At 70.7% G+C, this 21,830-nt stretch carries 19 protein-coding genes and 1 pseudogene; 12 read left to right on the top strand and 8 right to left on the bottom strand.

All coding sequences use genetic code 11. The annotated features are described in order from the left end of the window. Window positions 1-47: 47 nt before the first annotated feature. Window positions 48-1,406: a non-reducing end alpha-L-arabinofuranosidase family hydrolase gene (locus ABD317_RS06470; protein ID WP_425582290.1), complete on the bottom strand. Its 1,359-nt coding sequence runs from the start codon at window positions 1,404-1,406 to the stop codon at window positions 48-50. Between the two features lie 447 nt (window positions 1,407-1,853). Here ABD317_RS06470 and ABD317_RS06465 point away from each other — a divergent pair, with 447 nt between their 5' ends. Next, the gene (locus tag ABD317_RS06465; RefSeq protein ID WP_344288709.1) at window positions 1,854-2,762 is read left to right on the top strand and encodes a coiled-coil domain-containing protein; all 909 of its coding nucleotides are present in this window, start codon (window positions 1,854-1,856) and stop codon (window positions 2,760-2,762) included. 146 nt (window positions 2,763-2,908) lie between these two features. Beyond that, on the top strand, window positions 2,909-3,877 hold the full coding sequence (locus ABD317_RS06460) for a mechanosensitive ion channel family protein (RefSeq protein ID WP_344288707.1): 969 nt from the start codon (window positions 2,909-2,911) through the stop codon (window positions 3,875-3,877). 42 nt (window positions 3,878-3,919) lie between these two features. On the opposite strand, the gene ABD317_RS06455 is transcribed toward ABD317_RS06460, so the two are convergent. Together ABD317_RS06455 and ABD317_RS06450 are read right to left on the bottom strand one after the other, a co-directional pair. Continuing rightward, window positions 3,920-5,173 (bottom strand): PQQ-binding-like beta-propeller repeat protein, encoded by a 1,254-nt coding sequence (locus ABD317_RS06455; protein WP_344288705.1) that lies wholly within the window; start codon window positions 5,171-5,173, stop codon window positions 3,920-3,922. A gap of 175 nt (window positions 5,174-5,348) precedes the next feature. Next, entirely contained in the window at window positions 5,349-5,495 is a 147-nt protein-coding gene (locus ABD317_RS06450; protein ID WP_344288703.1) for a hypothetical protein, read from the bottom strand. Window positions 5,496-5,690: 195 nt separating this feature from the next. On the opposite strand from ABD317_RS06450, the gene ABD317_RS06445 reads away from it, so the two are divergent. The 10 genes and pseudogenes from ABD317_RS06445 to ABD317_RS06400 all read left to right on the top strand — a co-directional run. Then, a complete protein-coding gene (locus ABD317_RS06445; protein ID WP_027752198.1) occupies window positions 5,691-6,341 on the top strand; it encodes an FCD domain-containing protein in 651 nt (216 codons plus the stop codon). A 50-nt stretch (window positions 6,342-6,391) separates the two neighbouring features. Further along, window positions 6,392-7,294: a dihydrodipicolinate synthase family protein gene (locus ABD317_RS06440; protein WP_344288722.1), complete on the top strand. Its 903-nt coding sequence runs from the start codon at window positions 6,392-6,394 to the stop codon at window positions 7,292-7,294. Between the two features lie 204 nt (window positions 7,295-7,498). Then, complete coding sequence (locus ABD317_RS06435; RefSeq protein WP_344288699.1) at window positions 7,499-7,651, top strand: hypothetical protein; 153 nt, start codon at window positions 7,499-7,501, stop codon at window positions 7,649-7,651. After that, window positions 7,648-8,565 carry a DUF6807 domain-containing protein gene (locus ABD317_RS06430; RefSeq protein ID WP_344288698.1) on the top strand — a complete coding sequence of 306 codons (918 nt, stop codon included), beginning with the start codon at window positions 7,648-7,650 and terminating at the stop codon, window positions 8,563-8,565. Before ABD317_RS06435 ends, ABD317_RS06430 begins: the two co-directional genes overlap by 4 nt. Beyond that, window positions 8,558-9,535, top strand: coding sequence for a carbohydrate ABC transporter permease (locus ABD317_RS06425; protein WP_344288697.1), 978 nt, complete (start codon window positions 8,558-8,560; stop codon window positions 9,533-9,535). Before ABD317_RS06430 ends, ABD317_RS06425 begins: the two co-directional genes overlap by 8 nt. 1 nt (window position 9,536) lies before the next feature. Further along, entirely contained in the window at window positions 9,537-10,415 is an 879-nt protein-coding gene (locus ABD317_RS06420) for a carbohydrate ABC transporter permease (RefSeq protein ID WP_344288696.1), read from the top strand. A gap of 25 nt (window positions 10,416-10,440) precedes the next feature. Beyond that, window positions 10,441-11,715 carry an ABC transporter substrate-binding protein gene (locus ABD317_RS06415; RefSeq protein WP_344288694.1) on the top strand — a complete coding sequence of 425 codons (1,275 nt, stop codon included), beginning with the start codon at window positions 10,441-10,443 and terminating at the stop codon, window positions 11,713-11,715. 123 nt (window positions 11,716-11,838) lie between these two features. Continuing rightward, window positions 11,839-13,155, top strand: a complete 1,317-nt coding sequence (locus ABD317_RS06410) for a Gfo/Idh/MocA family protein (protein ID WP_344288692.1) — start codon at window positions 11,839-11,841, stop codon at window positions 13,153-13,155. Between the two features lie 95 nt (window positions 13,156-13,250). Next, window positions 13,251-14,831: a carbohydrate-binding protein gene (locus tag ABD317_RS06405; protein ID WP_344288689.1), complete on the top strand. Its 1,581-nt coding sequence runs from the start codon at window positions 13,251-13,253 to the stop codon at window positions 14,829-14,831. 73 nt (window positions 14,832-14,904) lie between these two features. Further along, window positions 14,905-16,111: pseudogene (locus ABD317_RS06400) on the top strand (pectate lyase family protein); the annotation flags it as partial. Between the two features lie 260 nt (window positions 16,112-16,371). Here ABD317_RS06400 and ABD317_RS06395 read toward each other — a convergent pair. The 5 genes from ABD317_RS06395 to ABD317_RS06375 all read right to left on the bottom strand — a co-directional run bounded on the left by ABD317_RS06395 (window position 16,372) and on the right by ABD317_RS06375 (window position 21,749). Beyond that, window positions 16,372-17,325, bottom strand: a complete 954-nt coding sequence (locus tag ABD317_RS06395; protein WP_344288687.1) for a DUF6807 domain-containing protein — start codon at window positions 17,323-17,325, stop codon at window positions 16,372-16,374. Beyond that, entirely contained in the window at window positions 17,322-18,437 is a 1,116-nt protein-coding gene (locus ABD317_RS06390; protein ID WP_344288685.1) for a Gfo/Idh/MocA family protein, read from the bottom strand. The genes ABD317_RS06395 and ABD317_RS06390 overlap by 4 nt, the downstream gene beginning before the upstream one ends. An 89-nt stretch (window positions 18,438-18,526) precedes the next feature. Continuing rightward, on the bottom strand, window positions 18,527-19,825 hold the full coding sequence (locus ABD317_RS06385) for an ABC transporter substrate-binding protein (RefSeq protein WP_344288683.1): 1,299 nt from the start codon (window positions 19,823-19,825) through the stop codon (window positions 18,527-18,529). A 90-nt stretch (window positions 19,826-19,915) separates the two neighbouring features. Continuing rightward, window positions 19,916-20,833, bottom strand: a complete 918-nt coding sequence (locus ABD317_RS06380) for a carbohydrate ABC transporter permease (RefSeq protein ID WP_344288681.1) — start codon at window positions 20,831-20,833, stop codon at window positions 19,916-19,918. Further along, window positions 20,826-21,749, bottom strand: coding sequence for a carbohydrate ABC transporter permease (locus ABD317_RS06375; protein WP_344288679.1), 924 nt, complete (start codon window positions 21,747-21,749; stop codon window positions 20,826-20,828). Before ABD317_RS06375 ends, ABD317_RS06380 begins: the two co-directional genes overlap by 8 nt. Window positions 21,750-21,830 lie beyond the last annotated feature (81 nt).

The raw sequence follows: 21,830 nt of genomic DNA, 5'->3' as shown, positions 1-21,830 counted from the left end.
CGGGGTACGGCCGGGGTTCCCCGTCGCGGCAGGGTGCCGGGTGGCGGTCAGCGTTGCAGGGTGAGGACGCCGGGCCGCCAGGGCAGCTGGTCGTACGGGCCGCCCGCGCCGGGATCCTTGCCCTGGTAGAGGAACTGCAGGTTGCACGGGTCGATGGTCATGGTCTGGTCGGGGTTGCTGCGGACCAGGTCACCGTGGCTGATGTCGTTGGTCCAGTTGGCGCCGCTGTTGGCCCTGCCCGCGAAGGGGTTGCTCTCGCTGGTGGCCTGCGGGGTCCACGAACCGTTCAGGCTGGAGGACGTGAACGAGCGGTAGTAGCGCCCGTTCGCGCCGATCGCCTCCACGATCATGAGGTACTGGTTCTGGCCCTGCACCTTGTAGACCTGCACCCCCTCGAACAGGTTGTTCCGCGAGTCACTCATGATCGTCGTGTACGACGAGCCGAAGTTGCCCGGGAAGTTCCCGAGCGGCATGCTCGCCCGGTAGATCCTGCCGTTGTCACCGGCGAAGAACAGGTACATGTTCTGCCCGTCGGCGATCAGGGTCTGGTCGATCGGGCCGGTGTCGGAGCCGGAGATGCTACCGGTGAACAGCGGCTGCGGCGCGGACCAGCCGTTGGGGTTGGTGGGGTCGCTGGACGTGCGGTAGATGAAGGGCCACTGACCCCACTGGTACGCCAGCACCCAGATGTTCTTGGGCGCGAAGTAGAACAGCGTGGGTGCCACGGTGCCCTGGTTCATCCGGTTCTGGCCGGCCGACGCCATGTCCGACCAGTCGTTGAAGGGGCTGAACGCCATCGATCCGTAGGAGTCACCCGCGGTCGTGGCGTAGACCAGGTGCTGGCCGTTGTGCTTGACGGTGGTGAAGTCCTTGAGCGCGGCCCACCCCTGCGACGGCTGCGCCAGGACGCCCGTCGACGACCACCGGTACGTCGACGGCAGGGCGCACTCGCCGCCCGTCGGCGGGGTCAGGCCGGTCCACTTCTGGCTGCTGCCGCCGTTGCACGTCCCGAGCTGCACCGCCGTGCCGTTGGCCGTACCGCCGTCCCGGAGGTCCAGACACAGGCCGGACTCCACGCCGACGACCGTGTCGTCGGAGTTCACCCGCCACCGCTGGTTCGCGTCGCCGTGACAGTCCCAGATCTGCACCCGGGTACCGGGCTCCGTGGCGTGGCCCGGAACGTCCAGGCACTTGTCGCCGTACACGGTCAGCCGGCCGTCGTCCGTCAGCGTCCACTGCTGGTTGTCCCCGCCCCAGCAGTCCCAGATCTGCAGATACGTACCGTTGGTCTGGCTTGCGTTCGGCACGTCGAGACACCGGTCGTTGGCGACGCTGCGCAGGGAGCCGCTGGTGGCCGCCTGCGCCGGATTGGCGACGAGCGCCGGCGACACCGACCCGACCAGCATCGCGAGCACGGCGCCGAGCACCACGGACCGGCGTCTGCGGCGGAGGCTTCCGCCGAGTAAGCGCCGCACCGGGGTTCGGCGGGGGCCGAAGCGTTCGAGCAGTTTCATGCCGCTCCTCCTTGTTCGAAATAACGAACATAGGTCGAAGTATCGGTCAGCTGCATGCTAGAGCTTGACTGAACGGCGTCAACTCTTCTCGCATGAATCGGCCATAGATCCGAAACTTTCGGCACGGAGTGTCACCGGCCCACCGGCTGCGGTGGCAGCGGCACGCTCTCGACGTCGCCCTCACCTGATCAGGTGAGAAGGGCGGGGCTTGGGCCGATCGGCGGGCCGGGGTGTGCTGGGGTGTCGTGCATACCGACAGCGACGTGGCACGCCGCGCGGCCTGGGCCAAGGGGGCGGCGGTGCAGGTCGCGGACACCAACGGGCAGGTCGATGAGCACCATGAGGATGCAACCGGGCGACTTCATGCTGGTCACCCGGGGGCGGGGCTACGCGCCGCACCAGGTCGACCGGGTCGTCGGCGAGCTGGTGGCGGTACAGCAGGCCGCCGCCCGGCGAACCGTCGAGCTGGAACAGGAACTGGAGGGCCGGCAGCGGCAGCTGGCGGCCCTGCGTGAGCAGGCCCACGTGCTGCCGGCACCGGCTTACGACGTGCTCGGCGAGGGCGCGCGGAACCTCTATCGGGACGCCGAGCGGGAGGTGCGGCGCCTGCGGGACCAGGCGGCCGGAGACGGCCGGCTGGAGACGGAGGCCGCCCGCGTCACCGGAGAGGAGCGGCTGGCTGCGGCGCGTCAGGCCGCGGAGGAGCTGCGCGACGCGGCCGAGGAGGACGCCCGGCAGCGTGTCCGGCAGGCACGGCAGACGGCCTTGCGGCTCGTCGAGGAGGCGCGGCGGCAGGCGGCGGCCCTGCGGGAGGAAGGACGGCGGCGGGCCCAGAACACCACGTGGGAGACCGCGGCGTTCATCGCCGCCCGGCAGCTCGCGCTGGGCGAGCGGGAGAAGCAGGAGGACAGGCGGGCCCGGGAGCGGCTGCGGGAGGTGACGGAGTCACTGGCCGCCGCCGAGGCCCGTGCCGAGGCCGCGCGCTCCACGGCGCTGCGGCGGCGGAACGAGGCGGCCGCCCAGGCGGCCGTGCTCCTGGAGCAGGCCGGACAGGAAGCGGCCGACCTGCGTGACCGGGCCTGGCAGGCGGCGCAGCGCATCGAACAGGAGGCCGCACGGGAGCAGGAGCGTGACGCGGCCCGTATCGCCACGGCCCGCGCCCGCCTCACCGCGGCCCAGAACGCCGTCGCCTCGATCGCCGCCGGCCACGAGAAGCCGGCACGCAGGACCCCGGCGACCACCCGGTGACGCCGGGTCGTCGCGGGTCGCCCGCGCCCGCCGGACACCGGTGCTACCGGGGCAGCACCGCTCTTTGACCAGGTCAGACCCCGCAAGTATGTTCATCGGACTCTATCGCCGCCCGAACGACGCCGATGACAGCGGAGAGACCTCCCATGCCCGCACCCGCCGCACACCCGCCCGGCAGCACACACCACCTGGCCCTCGAAGCGCCGGACTGGCTCCGGGACAACGCCGAAGCGATCATCGGCTCGTCCGCCAGCATCCTCCTGGTCCTCGTGGGTGCGATCCTCGTGCGCGTCCTCGCCAAGCGGGCCATCGCCCGCGTCGTGCAGCGCATCCTGCACCCCGACACGGCGGACGAGAGGGGTGCCGCGCGTCCCACCGGCCGTCGCCCCGCCGTCCTGCAGCGCGACGGCAGCCGCGCCCGGGAACGGCGTGAGCAGCGGGCCAGGACCATCGGGGCCGTGCTGAGCAGCATCGTCAGCGTGGTCATCGGGATCACGGCGCTGGCGATGGTCCTCGGCGAGATAGGCATCTCCCTCGGCCCGCTGCTGGCCAGCGCGGGCGTGGTGGGCCTGGCCATCGGTTTCGGCGCCCAGAGCCTGGTCGCCGACTACCTGGCCGGCCTGCTGATCATGGTCGAGGACCAGTACGGCGTCGGGGACTACGTCGACCTCGGCGAGGCGGTCGGCGAGGTCGAGCACGTCGGCCTGCGCCTGACGCAGGTCCGCGACCTGACCGGCGGCCTCTGGTACATCCGCAACGGGGAGATCCTGCGGGTGCGCAACGACAGCCAGGACTGGGCCCGCGCCGTTCTCGACGTGGGTGTCGCCTACGACTCCCCTCTGGACACCGTCTACGCGGTCATGGAGCGCACCGGCCGGGAACTGCACCGGGACCCGGAGCAGGGCCCGCTGCTGCTCGAAGAGCCCTCGATCTGGGGGGTGCAGTCACTCGACGCGGACGCGGTCGTGGTGCGCATGGTCGTCAAGACACAGCCGCTGCAGCAGTGGGGCGTCACCCGGGAGCTGCGCCGCCGGATAAAGGAGAACCTGGACGCGGCGGGCATCGAGATCCCGTTCCAGCAGCGCACCGTGTGGATGCGGAACGAGGAGAGCTGACCGCCGGCCCCGCCGGGCCGCCGCCGGCCGCGGGCCGGCCCGTCAGGCGGGCAGGGCGTGCAGCTTCCTGCCGTGCAGGGCGAAGACGTGCGTGCCGTCGGTGGTCACGAGCCAGGCGTGGTAGTCGCCGGTCCCGTCGTTGAACGTCCAGCGCAAGGCGCCGGTCCCGGCGTCGAAGGCGTGCACACCGCCCTGCTCGTCCAGGTCCGTGGCCCCGTAGAGGGTGTCGCCCGCGATGACGAACTGCCGGGGCGGCTTGGCCTTCGCGTCCGCGAGGTCCTCGGACCGCCAGACCTTCCTGCCGGTCTGCGGCTCTATGTGCCGCAGCGTCCTGGCGCTGTCGGCGACGAAGAGGCTGTCCCCCACGACGGCGGGCTCCTTGAAGGTGGCGAAGTCGTCGTCGGTCCGCACGGACCACTTCCGGGACCCGTCGGAGAGGGCGAAGGCCTGGAGCCTGCTGCCCTGCGGGACGATCACCAGATCCCGGTGGACGGCGAAGGCACCGTAGTTCGTCTTCGTGGTCTTCTGCGTCCACACCTGGCCGCCGGTGGCGGTGTCGCGGACGGTGAGGTTCTTCTTGACGTCGGTGTAAACGAGATAGCGGCCCGAGACGGCGGCGTGGATGCCGTTCTGCTCGGTGCCCAGGTCGCGCTGTCTCTTCCACGCCGGCCTGCCCGAGCCGCCGTCCAGCGCGGCGATCACATTGGTGTGGGACGAGCCGTCCGCCTCAAGGATCTCGGCGATGACGTACACCTGGCCGTCGTCCACCGCGATCGGCCGGGGCTGCCGGTAGCCCGTGCCCAGGCGGCTGCGCCAGGTCTCCTTGCCCGACACCGGTTCGTATCCGTGGACCGTGCCGTCGTACGTGCCGCTGGCCAGGTACAGGGTGCCGTTGCCGAGCAGCAGCGGCGCTCCGGGCACGGCGCCGCCGGGCGGAGACCACGTCGGCTTGCCGGTCTGCGCGTCGCGGGCGGTGACCGGGTCTCCGGTGGCGATCACCACGCCGTCCACGGCCACCAGTTCGTCGTTGTCCCCGTAGGTCCGCGCCGAGGTCGTCTTCGTCCACAGCGGCTCGGGAGCCTGCCCGCCCCCGCCGGGCGCGCCCTCGGCCGGCCCGTCCGTGGCCGCCGGCGAGTCGGAGCCGCCCCCGGCATCCCCGCCTCCGCCGCCGGCCGTGTCCTCGCGGCAACCGCTCGCCCCGGCCCCCAGCGCGGACAGCGCAAGGCCGCCGCCGGCCAGCCGGAGCATCCGCCGCCGGGAGGGTGTCCCACCCGGCGCACCCTGGTTCTTGCCCATGTCGATGTCCCCCGTGGAGTCGCGTGATCTGCAGGTTGAGCGGGCCGCACACCCGTACGGGTGCATGATCCCGGTGGGACACTAGCCACCGCCGGGCCGTGCGGGTCACGCCGGAACCGGGCTGGGACGACGCCGTGAAGCAATCGATACGTTGATCGCCGCAAAGCACCGCGGATCAGCGCAGCGCGTGCAGCCGCCGGGCCGCCCACACCGCCGCCGCCGCGGGCAGCGCTCCGGCCAGGAGCAGGGCGAACGGGATCCGGGTCCCGGCCAGCGACAGCAACCGGGCCGCGTCCGCGGCGTCCTGGACGCGCTCGTCCACAGGTGACGAGCCTCGCCGGAGTGAAGTGCCGGTACCGGCCGACAACGGCGTGAGCCGGGGCGGCGGTGTGCTGGCGGGGGCCGCCCGCACCGGGGCCTGTCAGAAGTATTGACGAACCCTGCGGGCACTCCTACGGTCGCGTCGTACTCCATACCTCATATATGAGACGCGATACGCGAGATTCGAGGCCGGTAGATGACGTTCGCATCGACTCCGATCCCTTCCCGGACGGAGTACGTCCTGGAGTCGATCAAGCACGCGATCCTCACCGGCGGGCTCACGCCGGGTCAGGCCCTGGTGGAGACGGAGTTGGCCGGTCAGCTCGGGGTGTCCAAGACCCCCGTGCGTGAGGCGCTGAAGACGCTGGCCGGCTCCGGCCTGGTGGTGATGAGCCGGTACAAGGGCGCCACCGTGCGCATGGTGGACGCCACCATGGCGCACGAGGTGTGCGACGTGCGCCTGCTGCTTGAGCCGGAGGCCCTGCGCCGGAGCGTCGCAGGCGGGGTCTCGTTCGAGGCCGCGCAGGACGCCCTCGACCGCGCCGACGAGGCCGCCGACGCCGCCGAACGCAGCCTGGAGAACCGGGCGTTCCACCGGGCGCTCTACCTGCCGTGCGGCAATCCGCTGCTCTCCCGGATGCTCGACGAGCTCCGCGACCAGGCCGCGCTGGTCTCCACCGCCGCCTGGGCCACCCACCCCTCGTGGGAGCGGGAGGCGGGCGAGCACCGGGAGATCCTGCAGCTGGCGGTCGCGGGGAAGGCGGACGCGGCGGCGAAGGCGCTGCACTCCCACATCGCGTCGTTCGTCAGCCGGGCGTTCCCGGAGAGCACGTCGGACACCCCGTGAGCGAAGAGGCCGCCGAGACGCCGCAGACCGTCGAGAAGGGGACGCACCGCATGGATCACACACCGCTGCGAGCGGCGCTCGCCGACGTCGTGGCCGTCCTGGTGACGCCCTTCGACGCCGACGGGGAAGTCGCGCAGGACGCCTTCCGGGCCCTGCTGCGCAGGCTGCTCGACGCCGGCCTGCGCACGCTGACCCCGAACGGCAACACCGGGGAGTTCTACACCCTCGCGCCCGAGGAGCGGCGCCTGATCACCACGCTGACCGCGGCGGAGGCGGCGGGCCGGGCCGAGGTCGTGGCGGGTGTGGGGTACGACGTGGCGACCGCCGTGGCGGACGCGCGGCACGCCGCGGCCGTCGGCGCCCGCATGGTCATGGTGCATCAGCCGCCGCACCCCTACGCCTCGGCCGACGGCTGGGTCGCCTACCACCGGGCCGTCGCGGACGCCGTTCCGGAACTCGGCGTCGTCCCGTACGTGCGCGATCCCCGGCTGGACGGCGCGTACCTCGCCCAACTCGGGGACCTCTGCCCCAACGTCGTCGGCGTCAAGTACGCGGTGCGCGACATCGGCCGCTTCGCGGCGGTGGCGCGTGACGCCGGTCTCGACCGGTTCGTGTGGGTCGCCGGCCTGGCCGAGCTGTACGCGCCCGCCTACTGGGCCATGGGCGCCACCGGCTTCACCTCCGGCCTGGTCAACGTGGCCCCCGAGGTCTCGCTCGGCATGCTCCGGGCGCTGCGGTCGGGGGACTATCCGGCCGCGATGAAGGCCTGGGAGCAGATACGCCCCTTCGAGGACATGCGCGCGGCGGACCAGTCGGCCGACAACGTCGCCGTCGTCAAGGAGGCGCTGGCGGCTCTGGGCCTGGGCCGTCGCGACGTGCGGCCGCCGAGCCGGCTGCTGCCCGGGCCGCTGCGCCAGGAGATCGCCGGCATCGTCGGCGGGTGGTCGTCGTGACCGACGCGACCGACGTGACCGCCACCGGCCGCGACTCCACCCTCCGGTCCCGCGCCGGGAGGGTGCCGGAGCCCGAAGCGGGCTGAGCCGTCACCGGCGGCACACACCTCAACAGCAGATGACGCGGGAGCCCCGCAACCTCGCGCCGCAAGCGCTTGCACGAGTGTGGGAGCGCTCCCTCGACCAGTCAGCAAAGGAGCAGCGATGGCCCAAGTAACGGCGCCGGCGGAGCGGACGAGCCCGCCCGCGCCCGTCCTCCCCGCCGGGGGCCGGGTGTTCGGCCACCGGTGTCTGCTCCGCATGCGCGAGCCCGGCGCGGAGCGGGTACGCCGCCACGGCGGGGTGAGGTCCGCATGACCGCGCCCACGGCCCCCGAGGAGACCCTCGCCCTGCGCTGCTCGGGGCGGGTCGTCGGCCGCTACGTCCACCGCCCCGCGCTGGCGCCGCGCCTCTCGCCGCGCCCCTACCTGCACCCGGTCCGCACGCTCGGCGGCGTGGCGGTGACCGAGCTGATGCCCGCCGACCACCTCCACCACCTCGGTGCGGGACTGGCCGTCCCGGACGTGGACGGCCGCAACTTCTGGGGCGGCCGGACCTTCGTGGCCGGCCGCGGACCCACCGAGCTGGACAACCACGGCGAGCAGCGGCACACACGCTTCGTCGAGCGTGACGACGACGGCTTCGTGGCGGAACTCGCCTGGTCGGCGGGCGGGCGCGAACTCCTCCGGGAGCGCCGCACCGTCACCGCCGCGCCGCTCGGCCCCGCCGCCTGGGCGCTGAGCTTCGCGTTCACGCTCACCAACACCTCCGGTGCGGACCTGTCCCTGGGCAGCCCGGCCACCAACGGCCGCGCGGGCGCCGGCTACGGCGGCTTCTTCTGGCGTGCGCCCAAGGAGGCCGAGCCGCCCGCGGTCCGCACCGGAGACGGCGAGGGCACCGAGGCCGTGCACGGGCGCCGGGCGGACTGGCTCGCGCTTGCCGGCCGCGACTTCACGCTCGTCTTCGCCGGGGCCACGGACGCCACCCGCGGCGACCCCTGGTTCGTACGCACCCGGGAGTACCCCGGCGTCGGCTCCGCCCTGGCCTGGTCGGGGCGGCTGCCGCTGCCGCCCGGTGCGGACCTGACCCGCCAGGTCGTCACCGCCGTCGTGGACGGCAGCGCCGCCATGCGGTCCGCCGCGGAACTGGCACAGCTCGCGCACGCGGCGGTGGCCGCCGCCCCCGCCGGGGGCCACCGCTCCGCAGACCCATCGGGAGACCCTCATGACTGACACCCAGGTGCGCGCACCACGGGACGTGCCGCACCCGGCGCCGGGGCAGCTGCCCGAGGCCGTCGCGCACAAGAAGGCGCGCAGAAGGCGGCGGCGCAAGGAGGCACTCACCGGCTACCTCTTCCTGGCCCCCTGGTTCGTCGGCCTGATAGCCGTCACCGCGGGCCCCCTGCTGGCGTCCCTGTACCTGTCGTTCACGGACTACAGCCTCCTCGGGGACTACGAGTGGGTCGGCTTCGCGAACTACGCCGAGATGTTCACGGACGACCCGCGGTTCATCAAGGCGCTGACGAACACCGCGATCTACGTCTTCGTGTCGGTGCCCCTGCAGCTGGCGTTCGCGCTCGCGCTGGCACTGGTCCTGGACCGGGGAATCCAAGGGCTGCCCATCTACCGCTCGGTCTACTACCTGCCCTCCCTCCTCGGCAGCAGCGTGGCCATCGCCGTGCTCTGGCGGAAGGTGTTCGGCGCCGACGGCCTGTTCAACTCGTTCCTCGACCTGTTCGGCATCGAAGGGCGGAGCTGGATCGGGGACCCGTCCACGGCGCTCGGCACGCTCATCGTGCTCAACGTGTGGACCTTCGGCTCCCCCATGGTGATCTTCCTGGCCGGGCTGCGGCAGATCCCGGCCAGCTACTACGAGGCCGCGAGCATCGACGGGGCGGGCTGGGTGCGGCGGTTCCGGTCCATCACGCTGCCGCTGCTCACCCCGATCATCTTCTTCAACCTGGTCCTGCAGCTGATCAACGCCTTCCAGTCCTTCACCCAGGCGTTCGTGGTCAGCGGCGGGAACGGCCAGCCGGCGGACTCGACGCTCTTCTACACGATGTACGTCTACATCAAGGGATTCAATTCCTTCGAGATGGGCTATGCGTCGGCAATGGCCTGGTTCCTCGTCGTCATCGTCGGGAGCCTCACCGCTTTGAACTTCATCATGTCGAGGTATTGGGTCTTCTACGGTGACAAGTGACTTGAAAACGCGGCCGCAACCGAATCCCACGCTCTTCGCCAAGGCGCTGTTCGCGCTGCGCGGCAGAAAGCTGCTCACGCATGTCTTCCTGATTCTCTTCGGTCTTGTCATGCTGTACCCGCTGCTGTGGATGGTCTCCAGCGCGGTCAAGCCGGAAGGGCTCATCTTCCGCGAGCAGGGCCTGATCCCCAGCAGCGTCACCTGGGACAACTTCGCCGACGGCTGGAACGCTCTGCGGCACCCGTTCAGCCACTACTACATCAACTCCGCCGTCATCACGGCCGGCGCGGTGGTGGGCAACCTGGTGGCCTGCTCGCTCGCCGCCTACGCCTTCGCCAGGATCGAGTTCCCGCTGAAGCGGCTCTGGTTCGCCCTCATGCTGGGCTCGATCATGCTCCCCCTCCACGTCGTGATCGTGCCGCAGTACATCCTGTTCTCGGAGCTGAACTGGATCAACACGTACCTGCCGCTCATCGTCCCGAAGTTCCTCGCCACCGACGCCTTCTTCATCTTCCTGATGGTGCAGTTCATCAGGACGCTGCCCCGGGACCTGGACGAGGCGGCACGCATCGACGGCGCCGGGCACTGGCGCATCTACAGCAGGATCATCATGCCGCTGTCGATGCCCGCGCTCGCCACCACCGCCATCTTCACCTTCATCTGGACGTGGAACGACTTCCTCAGCCAGCTGATCTTCCTGACGGACCCCGACATGCACACCGTCCCGGTGGCACTGCGCACCTTCCTCGACTCCAGTGGCGAATCCTCCTGGGGACCGATGTTCGCCATGTCGGCACTGTCCCTCGCCCCCATTTTCGGATTCTTCCTCGCGGGCCAGAAGTACCTGGTACGCGGCATCGCCACCACGGGTCTGAAGTAACCACAGAAGAAACTGGAGAGCCGACGTGTCGTACCGAAAGAGTAAAGTCTGGCCGGCGCTTTTCGTCACCGGCGCCCTCTCCTTCACCGCCGCCTGCGGAGGCGACGACGGAGGCTCGGGGGACGGGAAGGTCACCCTCCGGGTGAGCTGGTGGGGAGAGACGGAACGCCATGAGATGACGGAAGAAGCCATCAAGGTCTTCGAGAAGCAGAACAAGGACATCACCATCGAGTCGGAGTACTCCGACTGGGACGCGTACTACGACCAGCTCACCACCAAGACCGCCGCCGGCGACGCCCCCGACGTCTTCGCTATCGAGATCCGGGCCCTCGGCGAGTACGCCCGCAACGGCCAGCTCGCGGACCTGGCCGGCCTGGTGCCCACCGACGACCTCGACGAGAAGCTGCTCACCTCGGGCGAAGTCGACGGCACGCAGTACGCCATCCCCACCGGGGCCAACGCCTTCACCGTGATGGCCAACACCGCCGTCTTCGAGGACGCCGGGGTCGGGCTTCCCGACGACAGCTCCTGGACGTGGGAGGACTACCAGTCGCTGAGCGCCGAGGTCACCGGGTCGGGGGGCGACATCTACGGCACCCAGCTCAACTTCAACGACGCCTACCTGAGAATGTTCGCCGCCCAGCGCGGCGAGTCCTTCTACGAGGGCGACGGGCTGGGCGTCTCGGCCGAGACCGTCGCCGCCTGGTTCCAGACGCACCTGGACATGATCGACGCCAAGGGCTCCCCGAGCGCGGACCGGAGCAACGAGCTGGGCGCGACCGACATCGAGCAGTCCCTGATCGCCACCAACAAGGGCGCCATGGGCATGTGGTGGAGCAACCAGCTCAGCGCGGCGAGCGTCGGCTCCGGCGAGGAGATCAAGCTGCTGCAGATACCCAGGGACCCGTCGGCGGACAGCAGCGAGATGTTCCTGCAGCCGGCGATGTTCTGGGCCGCCAGCAGCAAGGGCGGGAACCAGGAGGCCGCGGGCAAGCTGATCGACTTCCTGGTGAACGACCCGCGGGCCGGCGAGATCCTGGGCAGCGACCGCGGCCTGCCGATGAACGACACGGTGCTCAAGGAGATCGAGGGCGGCCTGCCCGCGGCGGACAAGGCCTCCCTCGACTTCATCAACGGGATCCGCGACGAGCTGGCCGATCCGCCGTCGGCCTACCCCGACGGCGCCGTGGAGATCCCCGACATGCTCGAACGCTACGGCCAGGAGGTCATCTCCGGCCAGCAGAGCCCCGAGGAGGCCGCGCAGGCATTCCTGGACGAAGCCGACGGCGCCCTCGGCTGACGGGACGCCGCCGCCCCACGGCCCGGCCGGTCACGGGCCGGGGGCGGCACCCCGGGCCCGGCCCGCCCGGTCAGCCCACCGGAAACGAGAACCCAGGATCCGCCGAACACGGAGGAATCGCGCATGACACGCCGCTACGCCGTCGTCGGACTCGGCCACCGGGCGCAGATGTACGTCGACGCCCTGCTCGGCGACTTCAGCGACACCGGAGAGATCGTCGCGCTGTGCGACCCCAACCGGACGCGGATGGACTACTACAACGAGCGCATCACGGCGTCCGGACGCCCGCCCGCCGCGTGTTTCGCGCCCCACGAGTTCGCCACGGTGCTGGAGCGGGTCGACGCCGTCGTGGTCACCTCCGTGGACGCCACGCACGCCCGCTACGTCTGCGCGGCCCTCGACGCGTCCCGCGACGTCGTGGTGGAGAAGCCGCTGACCACCGACGCCGCCGGGTGCGCGGCGATCGCCGCGGCGGCCGAGCGCAGCACCGCGGACCTCGTCGTGACCTTCAACTACCGCTACGCGCCGCGCAACTCCGCGGTGCGCCGGCTGCTCGCCGACGGCCGCATCGGCACCCCGACCTCGGTGCACTTCGAGTGGGTCCTCGACACCATCCACGGCGCCGACTACTTCCGCCGCTGGCACCGGGACCGCGCCAGCTCCGGCGGACTGCTCGTCCACAAGGCCACCCACCACTTCGACCTCGTCAACTGGTGGCTGGACGCGCACCCCGAGCTGGTCTTCGCCCAGACCTCGCTGGCCTTCTACGGCAGCGACAACGCGCGCGGGCGCGGCGCAGGGCCGCGGCCGACGCGCAGCCGGGGCGCGCCCGGCCTGGGCTCCGACCCCTTCCTGCTCGACATCGCGGCCGACGAGCGGCTCAAGCGGCTCTACCTGGACGCCGAGCACGAGGACGGCTACCTCCGCGACCAGGACGTCTTCGGCGACGGCGTGACCATCGACGACAACATGTCGGTGCTCGTCCGCTACGACGACCGCACCCTGCTGACCTACTCGCTCAACGCCCACGCCCCCTACGAGGGCTACCGGGTGGCCGTCAACGGCACCGAGGGCCGGCTCGAACTGGACGTCTGCGAACGCGCCTGGACCCCGCCGGCCGCCGCCGTCGACCCCTCCGCCGGACACAAGGAGCACGCCGAGGGCGCCTGGCAGCGGCTGACCGTGCAGCGCCACTGGTCCCGAGCGGAGGAGGTGGCCGTCGACGAGGACGGCGGCGCCCACGGCGGCGGCGACGCGCTGCTGCTCCACGACGTCTTCCGCGGATCCGGCCACGACCCGCTGCACCGCCGGGCGGGCTACGCCGACGGGATCCGCAGCGTGCTGATCGGCAGCGCCGCCAACGAGTCGGCCCGCACCGGCCGGCCCGTCGCCCTCACGGACGTGCGCGTCCCGGCCGCGGAGAGGGGGGACTCCCCCTGACCGGCCGGCAGCCAGGGATACCCGCTCAGCATCCCTGGCTGCCGGCCACGGTCCCAAAATTGTCATGATCACCTCAAAAACCCGAGGAGAACGCGATGAAACGACATCTGAAGCTCTCGGCCGCGCCCGTCCTGGCGACGGTGCTCGCCGCCGCCGGTGCGGTGTTCGCGCTGGACACGGCGCACGGCGCGACGGTCAGGCACGAGGCGGAGAACGCGGTCGTCTGCGACGGGCAGGTCGAGTCCGAGCACGCCGGGTTCTCCGGCAGCGGCTACTGCAACACCGACAACAGCTCGGGCACGGCGGTGCAGTTCACGCTGCAGGCCGCCGAGGCCGGCACGGCGACGGTCGAGGTCCGGTACGCCAACGGCACGTCCGCGGCGCGGCCCGCCGACGTGGCGGTGAACGGGTCGACGGCGCAGTCCACCTCGTTCGAGGCGACGGGGGCGTGGACGAACTGGGCCACGAAGACCCTCACCGTGCCGGTGAACGCGGGGAGCAACTCCCTCCGGCTCACCGCCACCGCCTCCGCCGGCCTGCCGAACGTCGACTACGCCGACATCACCACGGAGGGCGACGACACCCCGCCGCCGTCGGACGACGCGCTGTTCGTGGCCCCGCACGGCAGCGACGGCGCCTCCGGCACCGAGTCGGATCCCACGACGCTCACCTCCGCGATCGACCGCATCACGCCCGGCGGGACGATCCACATGCGCGGCGGGACCTACGACTTCTCGCAGACCGTCCGCATCGCGCCGGGCAACGACGGCCTCTCAGGCGACCGCACCGAGCTGTTCGCGTACGCCGGCGAGACGCCGGTGCTGAACTTCTCGGCGCAGAGCGAGGACTCGGCCAACCGCGGACTGGCCATCGGCGGCGACTGGTGGCACGTCCGGGGCATCGTCGTCGAGCGCGCCGGCGACAACGGGATTCTCCTCGGCGGGAACAACAACGTCATCGAGCGAGTGGTGACGCGCCACAACCGTGACACCGGTCTGCAGCTGTCGCGGTACACCGCCGGGGCGCCGCGGGACCAGTGGCCGTCGAACAACCTCATCGTGAGCGCGGAGTCGCACGACAACGTCGACTCCGACGGCGAGGACGCCGACGGCTTCGCCCCCAAGCTGACCGTCGGCCCCGGGAACGTCTTCCGCCACACCGTGTCCCACCACAACATCGACGACGGCTACGACCTCTACACCAAGGACGACACGGGCCCCATCGGCGCGGTGACCATCGAGAACTCCCTCGCCTACGGCAACGGCACCCTCTCCAACGGCGGTCAGGCCGGCAACGGCGACCGCAACGGCTACAAGCTCGGCGGCGAGGACATCGCGGTCAACCACGTCGTCCGCGGCAACATCGCATACGAGAACGGCAAGCACGGGTTCACGTACAACCGGAACCTCGGCTCGATGACGGTGTCGGACAACGTCAGCATCGGCAACGAGGAGCGCAACTTCAACTTCGACGGCGGCTCCTCGGTGTTCCGGAACAACACCTCGTGCGACAGCGGGTCGAACGACCGGATCATCGGCAACGCCGACGGCTCGAACCAGTTCTGGTCCGGCCAGAACGGGTCCCGGTGCTCCTCGTACAGCGGCTCCCTGAACTGGTCCTTCGCCCAGGACGGCCGCCTCGTCGTGACCTTCGGCGGCAGCCGGGTCATGGGCTGACGGGAACCGCCCGCCGGCCCACCACCGCACGCAGCAGCACCATCCCACCTTCGAAGAAGCAGGAGGAGACGAAATGAAACGAACACCCGCATGGCGCATCCCCGCGGTCGTGGCCGCGCTGGCCGTCGTGAGTACGACCGGAGTCGTCCTGACGACGTCCCAGGCGTCGGCGGCCGGCACCGCGACCGGCTACGCGACCCAGAACGGCGGGACCACCGGCGGCGCGGGCGGCCGGACGGTGCACGCCAGCACGGGCACCCAGATCCACCAGGCCCTGTGCGCCCGGCCGAACACCAGCACCCCGATCACCATCGAGGTCGAGGGGACCGTCAACCACGGAAACACCAGCAAGGTGTCGGGCGACGGCTGCGACACCTCCGACGACGTGATCGAGCTGAAGCGCGTCAGCAACATCACGATCATCGGGGTCGGCCGCGGAGCCGTCTTCGACCAGCTGGGCATCCACATCCGCGAGTCGAGCAACATCATCATCCAGAACGTGACGGTCCGGAACGTCAAGAAGTCCGGCTCGCCCACCTCCAACGGCGGTGACGCCATCGGCATGGAGAAGGACGTCCGCAACGTCTGGGTCGACCACGCCACCCTGGAGGCCTCGGGCGGGGAGGACGAGGGGCACGACGGGCTCTTCGACATGAAGAACAACACCCGGTACGTGACCCTGTCCTACAGCATCCTGCGCAACTCCGGCCGAGGCGGACTCATCGGGTCCAGCGAGAGCGACACCTCGAACGGCTACGTCACGTTCCACCACAACCTGTACCAGAACATCGACTCCCGCACGCCCCTGCTGCGCGGCGGCGACGCCCACATGTACAACAACCACTACGTGGGCCTCGTCAAGTCCGGCATCAACTCGCGGGCCGGGGCCCACGCCAAGGTGGACAACAACTACTTCCGGGACTCCAAGGACGTCCTGGGCACCTTCTACACGAACGAACTCGGCTACTGGCAGGTCGGCGGCAACGTCTACGACAACGTGACGTGGAGCAGCGAGGGCAGCGAGAACCACCCCGCCGGTCCCGACCCCCGGTCCAACACCACGGTCAACATCCCCTACAACTACGACCTCGACAGGGCCGACTGCGTGCCGGGCATCGTGAGCCGCACGGCAGGCGACGACACGGGCCTGGCGGAGTCGGACGGCAGCTGCTAGCCGGCCGCGTCCGGATCCGCGAGACCGTCCCCCGATGAGGGGTCGTACGTATCCGCCGGCCGGGGCGCACCTCCACAGTGCCCCGGCCGGTGCGCCGAGAAGCAACGGCGTGATCCCCACCTTCCCCCCGGACACCACCGTGAAGCTGCTCCGGTGCCGGTGCCGGGCGTGGCTGCCGGGCCGCCGGGGCCGTACAGGGCCGCGAGCATGCGTACGTCGCCTCCGCCGTGCCCTGCGGGGTCGTGGTCCGGCAGGGGCACCTCGCACGGCTCCCGCCACAAGGGCGCAGCAGGAGGCGCGGGCCGGCGGGCGCGGCCGTGCCGTCGCGGACGGCGCCCTCGCCGGGCGATGCGCGGCGGGTGCCGCTCACGGGCGGGCGCCCTCCGCTGTCTCGCGGCGGGTGCCCGGCGCGGTCTCGGAGAGCACCTCGCCCACGGCGGCGGCGAGTTCGGCGGCCGCCTCGGCGCCGGCCGGGGCCACGCCGACGCCGTAGCGGAACCGGGCGGTCTCGCCGTCCGGGACCAGGAGTTCCTCGCTGAAGAACGGGGCGGGGTTCAGGCAGGCGAACTCCTCGCTGCGGGCGAACCACTGCGGCGGGTGGTGCGGGTTTCCGGCGTCGTCGACCATGAGGATGAGGGACGCGGCGTCGTCTTCGTCGTGGCGCCCGGCGAAGGCCATCCACGCATGGTGCTGTCCGCGTATCTCCTCGCCGCTGCCCATCCCCTCGGGGGTGACGAGCCGTCCGCCGGTGAAGGAGCGGGGCCCGCGCCAGAAGAGGCCGCCGTAGCCCGCGTTCTCCCTGCCCCGGGTGGTCGGCGAGCCGATGACGACGTCGTGTCCGGACACGTTGGTCAGGCGGGTGTCGAAGGTGAGCGCCCAGGCGCCCGCGGAGAGGGTCCGGGCCGTGAGGGCGCGGCGCTCGGTGAAGATCTGTGCGCCGGCCTGGGTGATCCAGTCCAGTTCGTGGCCGAACGCGGCCGCCCCGTCGGAGGCGTCGACGTCCGTGAGGCGGCGGTGGAGCTGGCTGCCGTTGTTGTCGAGCTGCACGTAGAACCGGCCGTGGACGTAGGTGGGGCCACCCCAGAAGTTCTCCTCGCCGACGACCGGCAGCGACCAGGCGATGCCCTTGTGCCACACGTGGTCCCAGGGGCGGAACAGGCTGACGGTGCGGCCGGAGCGGGTGCGGAGGGGGTGCAGGTACGGCTTGGGTGATTCGAGTACGGGCGTGTCGGGACGGTAGACGTACCGGAACAGCTCGGTCCGTCCGTCGTGTACCGCGAACGAGGAGTCGATGTGGTGGCGGATGTCGAGGCCGGTCATGCGGTCGCCTTCTTCATGGGAGCCCACGGGACGGCTCCCCCGTGCATGCTGGAGGTGAAGGGGTCGTCGCCGGTCAGCTCGCCCGCGGTGACGGGGCGGCCCCGGAACGCGGAGGCGTAGGTGGCCGCGGCGAACTCCATCGTGCGGCGGGCGTCGTCCAGCGACACCCCGGGTTCCGCGCCGCTCCCGAACGCGTCGAGGACGGCCTGGATCTGCAGCAGGTGCCCGCTCTCGACGTCGGCGCCGCCGTCGGCCTTCCAGAGGTCGGCCAGCGGCTCGTGCCCGGGCGCCGGGGTGAACCGCCAGTGCTTCTCGCGGTAGCCGTAGAGGTGCTCGACCTCGACGGTCGCGTGCTCGAAGTCGAAGCGCAGCCGCGACGTCTCGCGCGGGGAGACCACGGAGTTGACGACGGTGGCCATCGCCCCGTTGTCGAACCGGGCGACGGCCATCGACACGTCCTCGGTGTCGGTGGGCCGGGCGAGCCGTCCGGCGATGGCGCTGACCTGGGACCAGGGGCCGAGGACGGAGAGGAGCAGGTCGAACTGGTGGATGCCGTGGCCCATGGTGGGCCCGCCGCCTTCGAACTCCCAGCGGCCCCGCCACGGCGTGTCGAAGTAGTCGTCGGAGCGGTACCAGAGGGTCTCGCAGACGGCCGCGAGCGGGCGGCCGAGTGCGCCCGAGCGGGCGAGACGCCGCAGTCTGACGGCCGCGGGCCCGTAGCGGTGCTGGAACACCGTCAGCACCGCCGTGCCGGTCTCGGCGTGCACCGCGGCGAGCTGGTCCATTTCGGCCAGGCTGAGCGCCGTGGGCTTCTCCACCAGGGCCGGAACGCCCGCGCGCATGGCCATGACGGCCAGCGGTACATGGGTCTGCGGCGGGGTGCAGACATGCACCAGGTCCAGTTCCTCGCCGGCGAACAGGGACGCGGCGTCGGTGTACGTCCGCGGTACCGCGAAGCGCTGCGAGAACGCGGCGGCCCGTGCCGGGTCGGTCTCGGCGACGGCCACGAGGCGGGCCCGCTCGGCCAGTTCGGCGAGCGCCCGGGCGTGCGCGTGAGCGATGCCGCCGGCGCCGATGAGGGCGACGCGGAGGACGGGTGCCGGATTCGGCATGGCGTTCGTTGCTCCTTGTATCCGGTGGCGGCACGGTTCGGAGAGGCGCCGGAGGGCGCTGTGCGGCGTCCTCCGGCGTACCTCGGGGGTCACTTCGCGGAGTCGATCTCACTCTGCAGCTCGTCGACGAAGGCCTGGGCCGCCTTCTCCGGCGGGGTCTGCTCGGCGTAGACCTCCTGGGTGTAGCGCTGGAGCATCGGTTCGACGCCGCTGCCGCCCTTGGGGGTCACGACCGGTGAGGGGCCCGGCGTGACCGACTCCATGTACTCGACGGCGATCTTGTCGTTCTCGGTCAGGTCGGCGGTGACGGCCTTGCGGACCTCGCCGTTGGCGGGGATGCCGCGTTCGGTTCCCAGGATGTCCCCGGCGGCCTTGTGGTTGACCAGGAAGTCGGTGAGGAGGGCGGCTTCGGCGGGGTGGTCGCTCTGGGACGAGACGGCCCAGTACATGGACGGTTTGAAGTATGCCGCGTCGGCGCCGCCGCTGCCCGGCAGCCGCAGCAGCCGCAGGTCGGCGCCGCTGGCTTCGCGCAGTGCGGTGATCTGGGTGTTGTAGGAGAAGCCCATGGCGACCTTCCCGGTGGCCAAGCTGCCCGCCTCCAGGCCGGCGTTGTAGCTCTCGACCGCCTGGGCGGCGCTCTCGACGCCGCCGGACCCCATCAGATCGAGGTTGTACTGCCACATCGAGGCGAGGGTCTGGGGATCGAGGGTGACATCGCCGTTCTTGTCGAAGAGTTCGTCGTCGTGCAACCGCGCCCAGTACCGGACGCTGCCGGTGTCCATGCCGCCGGTGATCGAGGAGCCGTTGAGCTTTCCTTCGCTCTTCTCGGCGAGTTCGTCGGCCAGATCGGCGTAGTCGTCCCAGGTCCAGGTGGCGTCGTCGGGCACGTCGACGCCGTACTTCTCGAACAGATCGACGTTGACGATGTTCGCGAGGACGCCGACCCCGATGGGCATGGCGTACTGGGTGCCGTCGACTTCACCGGTCTTCAGCGACTCCTCGTCGAACTGCGAGGTGTCGAGGAATTCCCCGGCCTCGCCCAGGTCGAGCAGGGAACCGCGCTCGGCGTACGAGGCGAGGTACAGCTCGTCCATCTGGACCACGTCGGGCGAGTCGTTGGCGGCGGTGGTGGTGGCCAGGGCGTCCCAGTAGCCGTCCCAGTCCTTGAACTCGCCCTTGACGGTGATGTCGGGGTACTCCTTCTCGAACGCCGCGATGGCCTCCTGGGTGAGGCCGGCGCGGGTCTCCTCCCCCCACCAGGTCACCCGGAGGGTCACCTGGTCGTCGCTGCGCTCGACGGCACCGCCGGACGAGCCGCAGGCGGTCAGCACGAGGGCGCCGGACAACGCGACGGCGCCCAAGAGGCGTGCTTTGGCGCTTCCACTCATGGTGCTTGTCTCCTGACTGTGTGGGCGACCCGGACGGGCCCGCTCTGGCTGCTGGTCGTACGCCTGCGAGGGGTTGGCCGGCACGGCATGTCACTTGCCTCCCGTGGTGGCGATGCCGCGCAGGAGGAAGCGCTGGCCGAAGAGGAAGACCAGGAAGACCGGCAGGAGTGAGACCACGCTCATGGCGAGTGCGGCGCCCCAGTTCGTGCCGGACTGCGCGTCGACGAAGCCGCGCAGGGCCACCGGCACGGTGTACATCTCCGGATCGGTCAGATAGATGAGCTGGGAGAAGAAGTCGTTCCAGACCCAGATGAAGGTGAAGATCGCCGTGGTCGCCAGCGCCGGGACCATGAGCGGCAGGATCACCTGCAGGAAGATGCGGGGGTGGCCGGCGCCGTCGATACGCGCCGCCTCGTCGAGTTCGGTGGGGATGCCGCGGATGAACTGGACCATCAAGAACACGAAGAAGGCGTCCGTGGCCAGGAACTTCGGGACGATGAGCGGCAGGTACGTGTTGATCCAGCCGAACTCGGAGAACAGCACGTACTGCGGAACGATGATCACGTGGATCGGCAGCATGATGGTGACGAGCATGATCGCGAACCACCACCTGCGGCCCTTGAACTCCAGGCGCGCGAAGGCGTAGGCGGCCATCGAGCAGGCGACCAGGTTTCCCACGATCGCCCCCAGCACCACGATCCCCGAGTTGATCATGAAGTGGCTGAACGGCTTCGAGAACGCGTTCCAGCCCTTCCCGTAGTTGCCGGCCTCCAGGTTGGTCAGGAACAGGTCCGGCGCCTGGAAGATCTCGTCGTTCGGCCGCAGCGAACTGACGACCATCCACAGCACCGGATAGAGCATCACCAGTGCGCACAGGATCAGCACCGTGTGCTTGAGGATCGACCGGACGACCGGGCGGAGCCGCCGGCGGGGCTGCCGGAGGGGCGGGCCGCCGGGGCGGGCGGCGCCGGGCGGGGTGGCTGCGGCCTTGGCCAGAGTGTCAGTCATCGTAGAAAACCCAGTACTTCGCGGCCCAGAAGTTGACCGCCGTGAACGTCCCGACCAGGAGCAGCAGGAGCCACGCGAGGGCGGAGGCGTAGCCCATGTCGAAGTTCCCGAAGCCGCGCTGGTACAGGTAGAGGGAATAGAAGAGCGTGGAGTCGGCCGGGCCGCCCTTGCCGCCGGAGACGACGAACGCCTGCGTGAACGCCTGGAACGCATGGATGATCTGCAGCACCAGGTTGAAGAAGATGATCGGCGTCAGCAGCGGCATCGTCACGCTCCAGAAGCGGCGCCACCGTCCCGCCCCGTCGACCGCGGCGGCCTCCTCGTAGGAGGCCGGAATCTGCCGCAGACCGGCCAGGAAGATCACCATCGGAGCACCGAAGGTCCATACGTTGAGGACGATCAGGGTGGACAGCGCCGTCTCGGGCTCGGAGATCCAGCCGCGCCCTCCGATGCCGACGAGGCCGAGAACCTCGTTGAACAGGCCCTCGGTGCCGAAGACGGTGCGCCAGAGGACCGCGATGGCAACGCTGGAGCCGAGCAGCGAGGGCAGGTAGAAGACGGAGCGGTAGACCGCCAGGCCCCGTATGCCGCGATCGAGGAGGACGGCGAGTGCGAGCGCCAGGGCGAGTTGGAGCGGCACCGAGACCAGCACGTAGACGAACGTCACCTGCAGCGACTGGTGTAGACGCGCGTCGTCGAGTATCCGGCTGTAGTTGTCCAGGCCGGCGAATTCCGGCGGCTGCAGCAGGTTGTAGTCGGTGAAGCTCAGGTACAGCGATGCGATCATCGGCCCGAGCGTGATGACGAACAGGCCGAGGAACCACGGCAGCAGGAAGAAGAACGCCGCCTTGTTCTGCTGCTTCGCCGCGGGACGGCGGCCGGAGCGCAGGGAGCGCAGCTCCGTGGTGGCGCTCACCGGACGCTCTCACCGCGGACCGGGGCGGACGCGCAGCGCAGGGCGCTGAGGGTCGGCATCGACACTCCCTTCTGGCAAAAT

It is taken from the genome of Streptomyces synnematoformans (assembly GCF_039531005.1).
Taxonomy (GTDB): Bacteria; Actinomycetota; Actinomycetes; order Streptomycetales; family Streptomycetaceae; genus Streptomyces; species Streptomyces synnematoformans.
The sequence above is the reverse complement of the archived record's forward strand: the minus strand, read 5'-3'. Positions and strand labels throughout refer to the sequence as shown.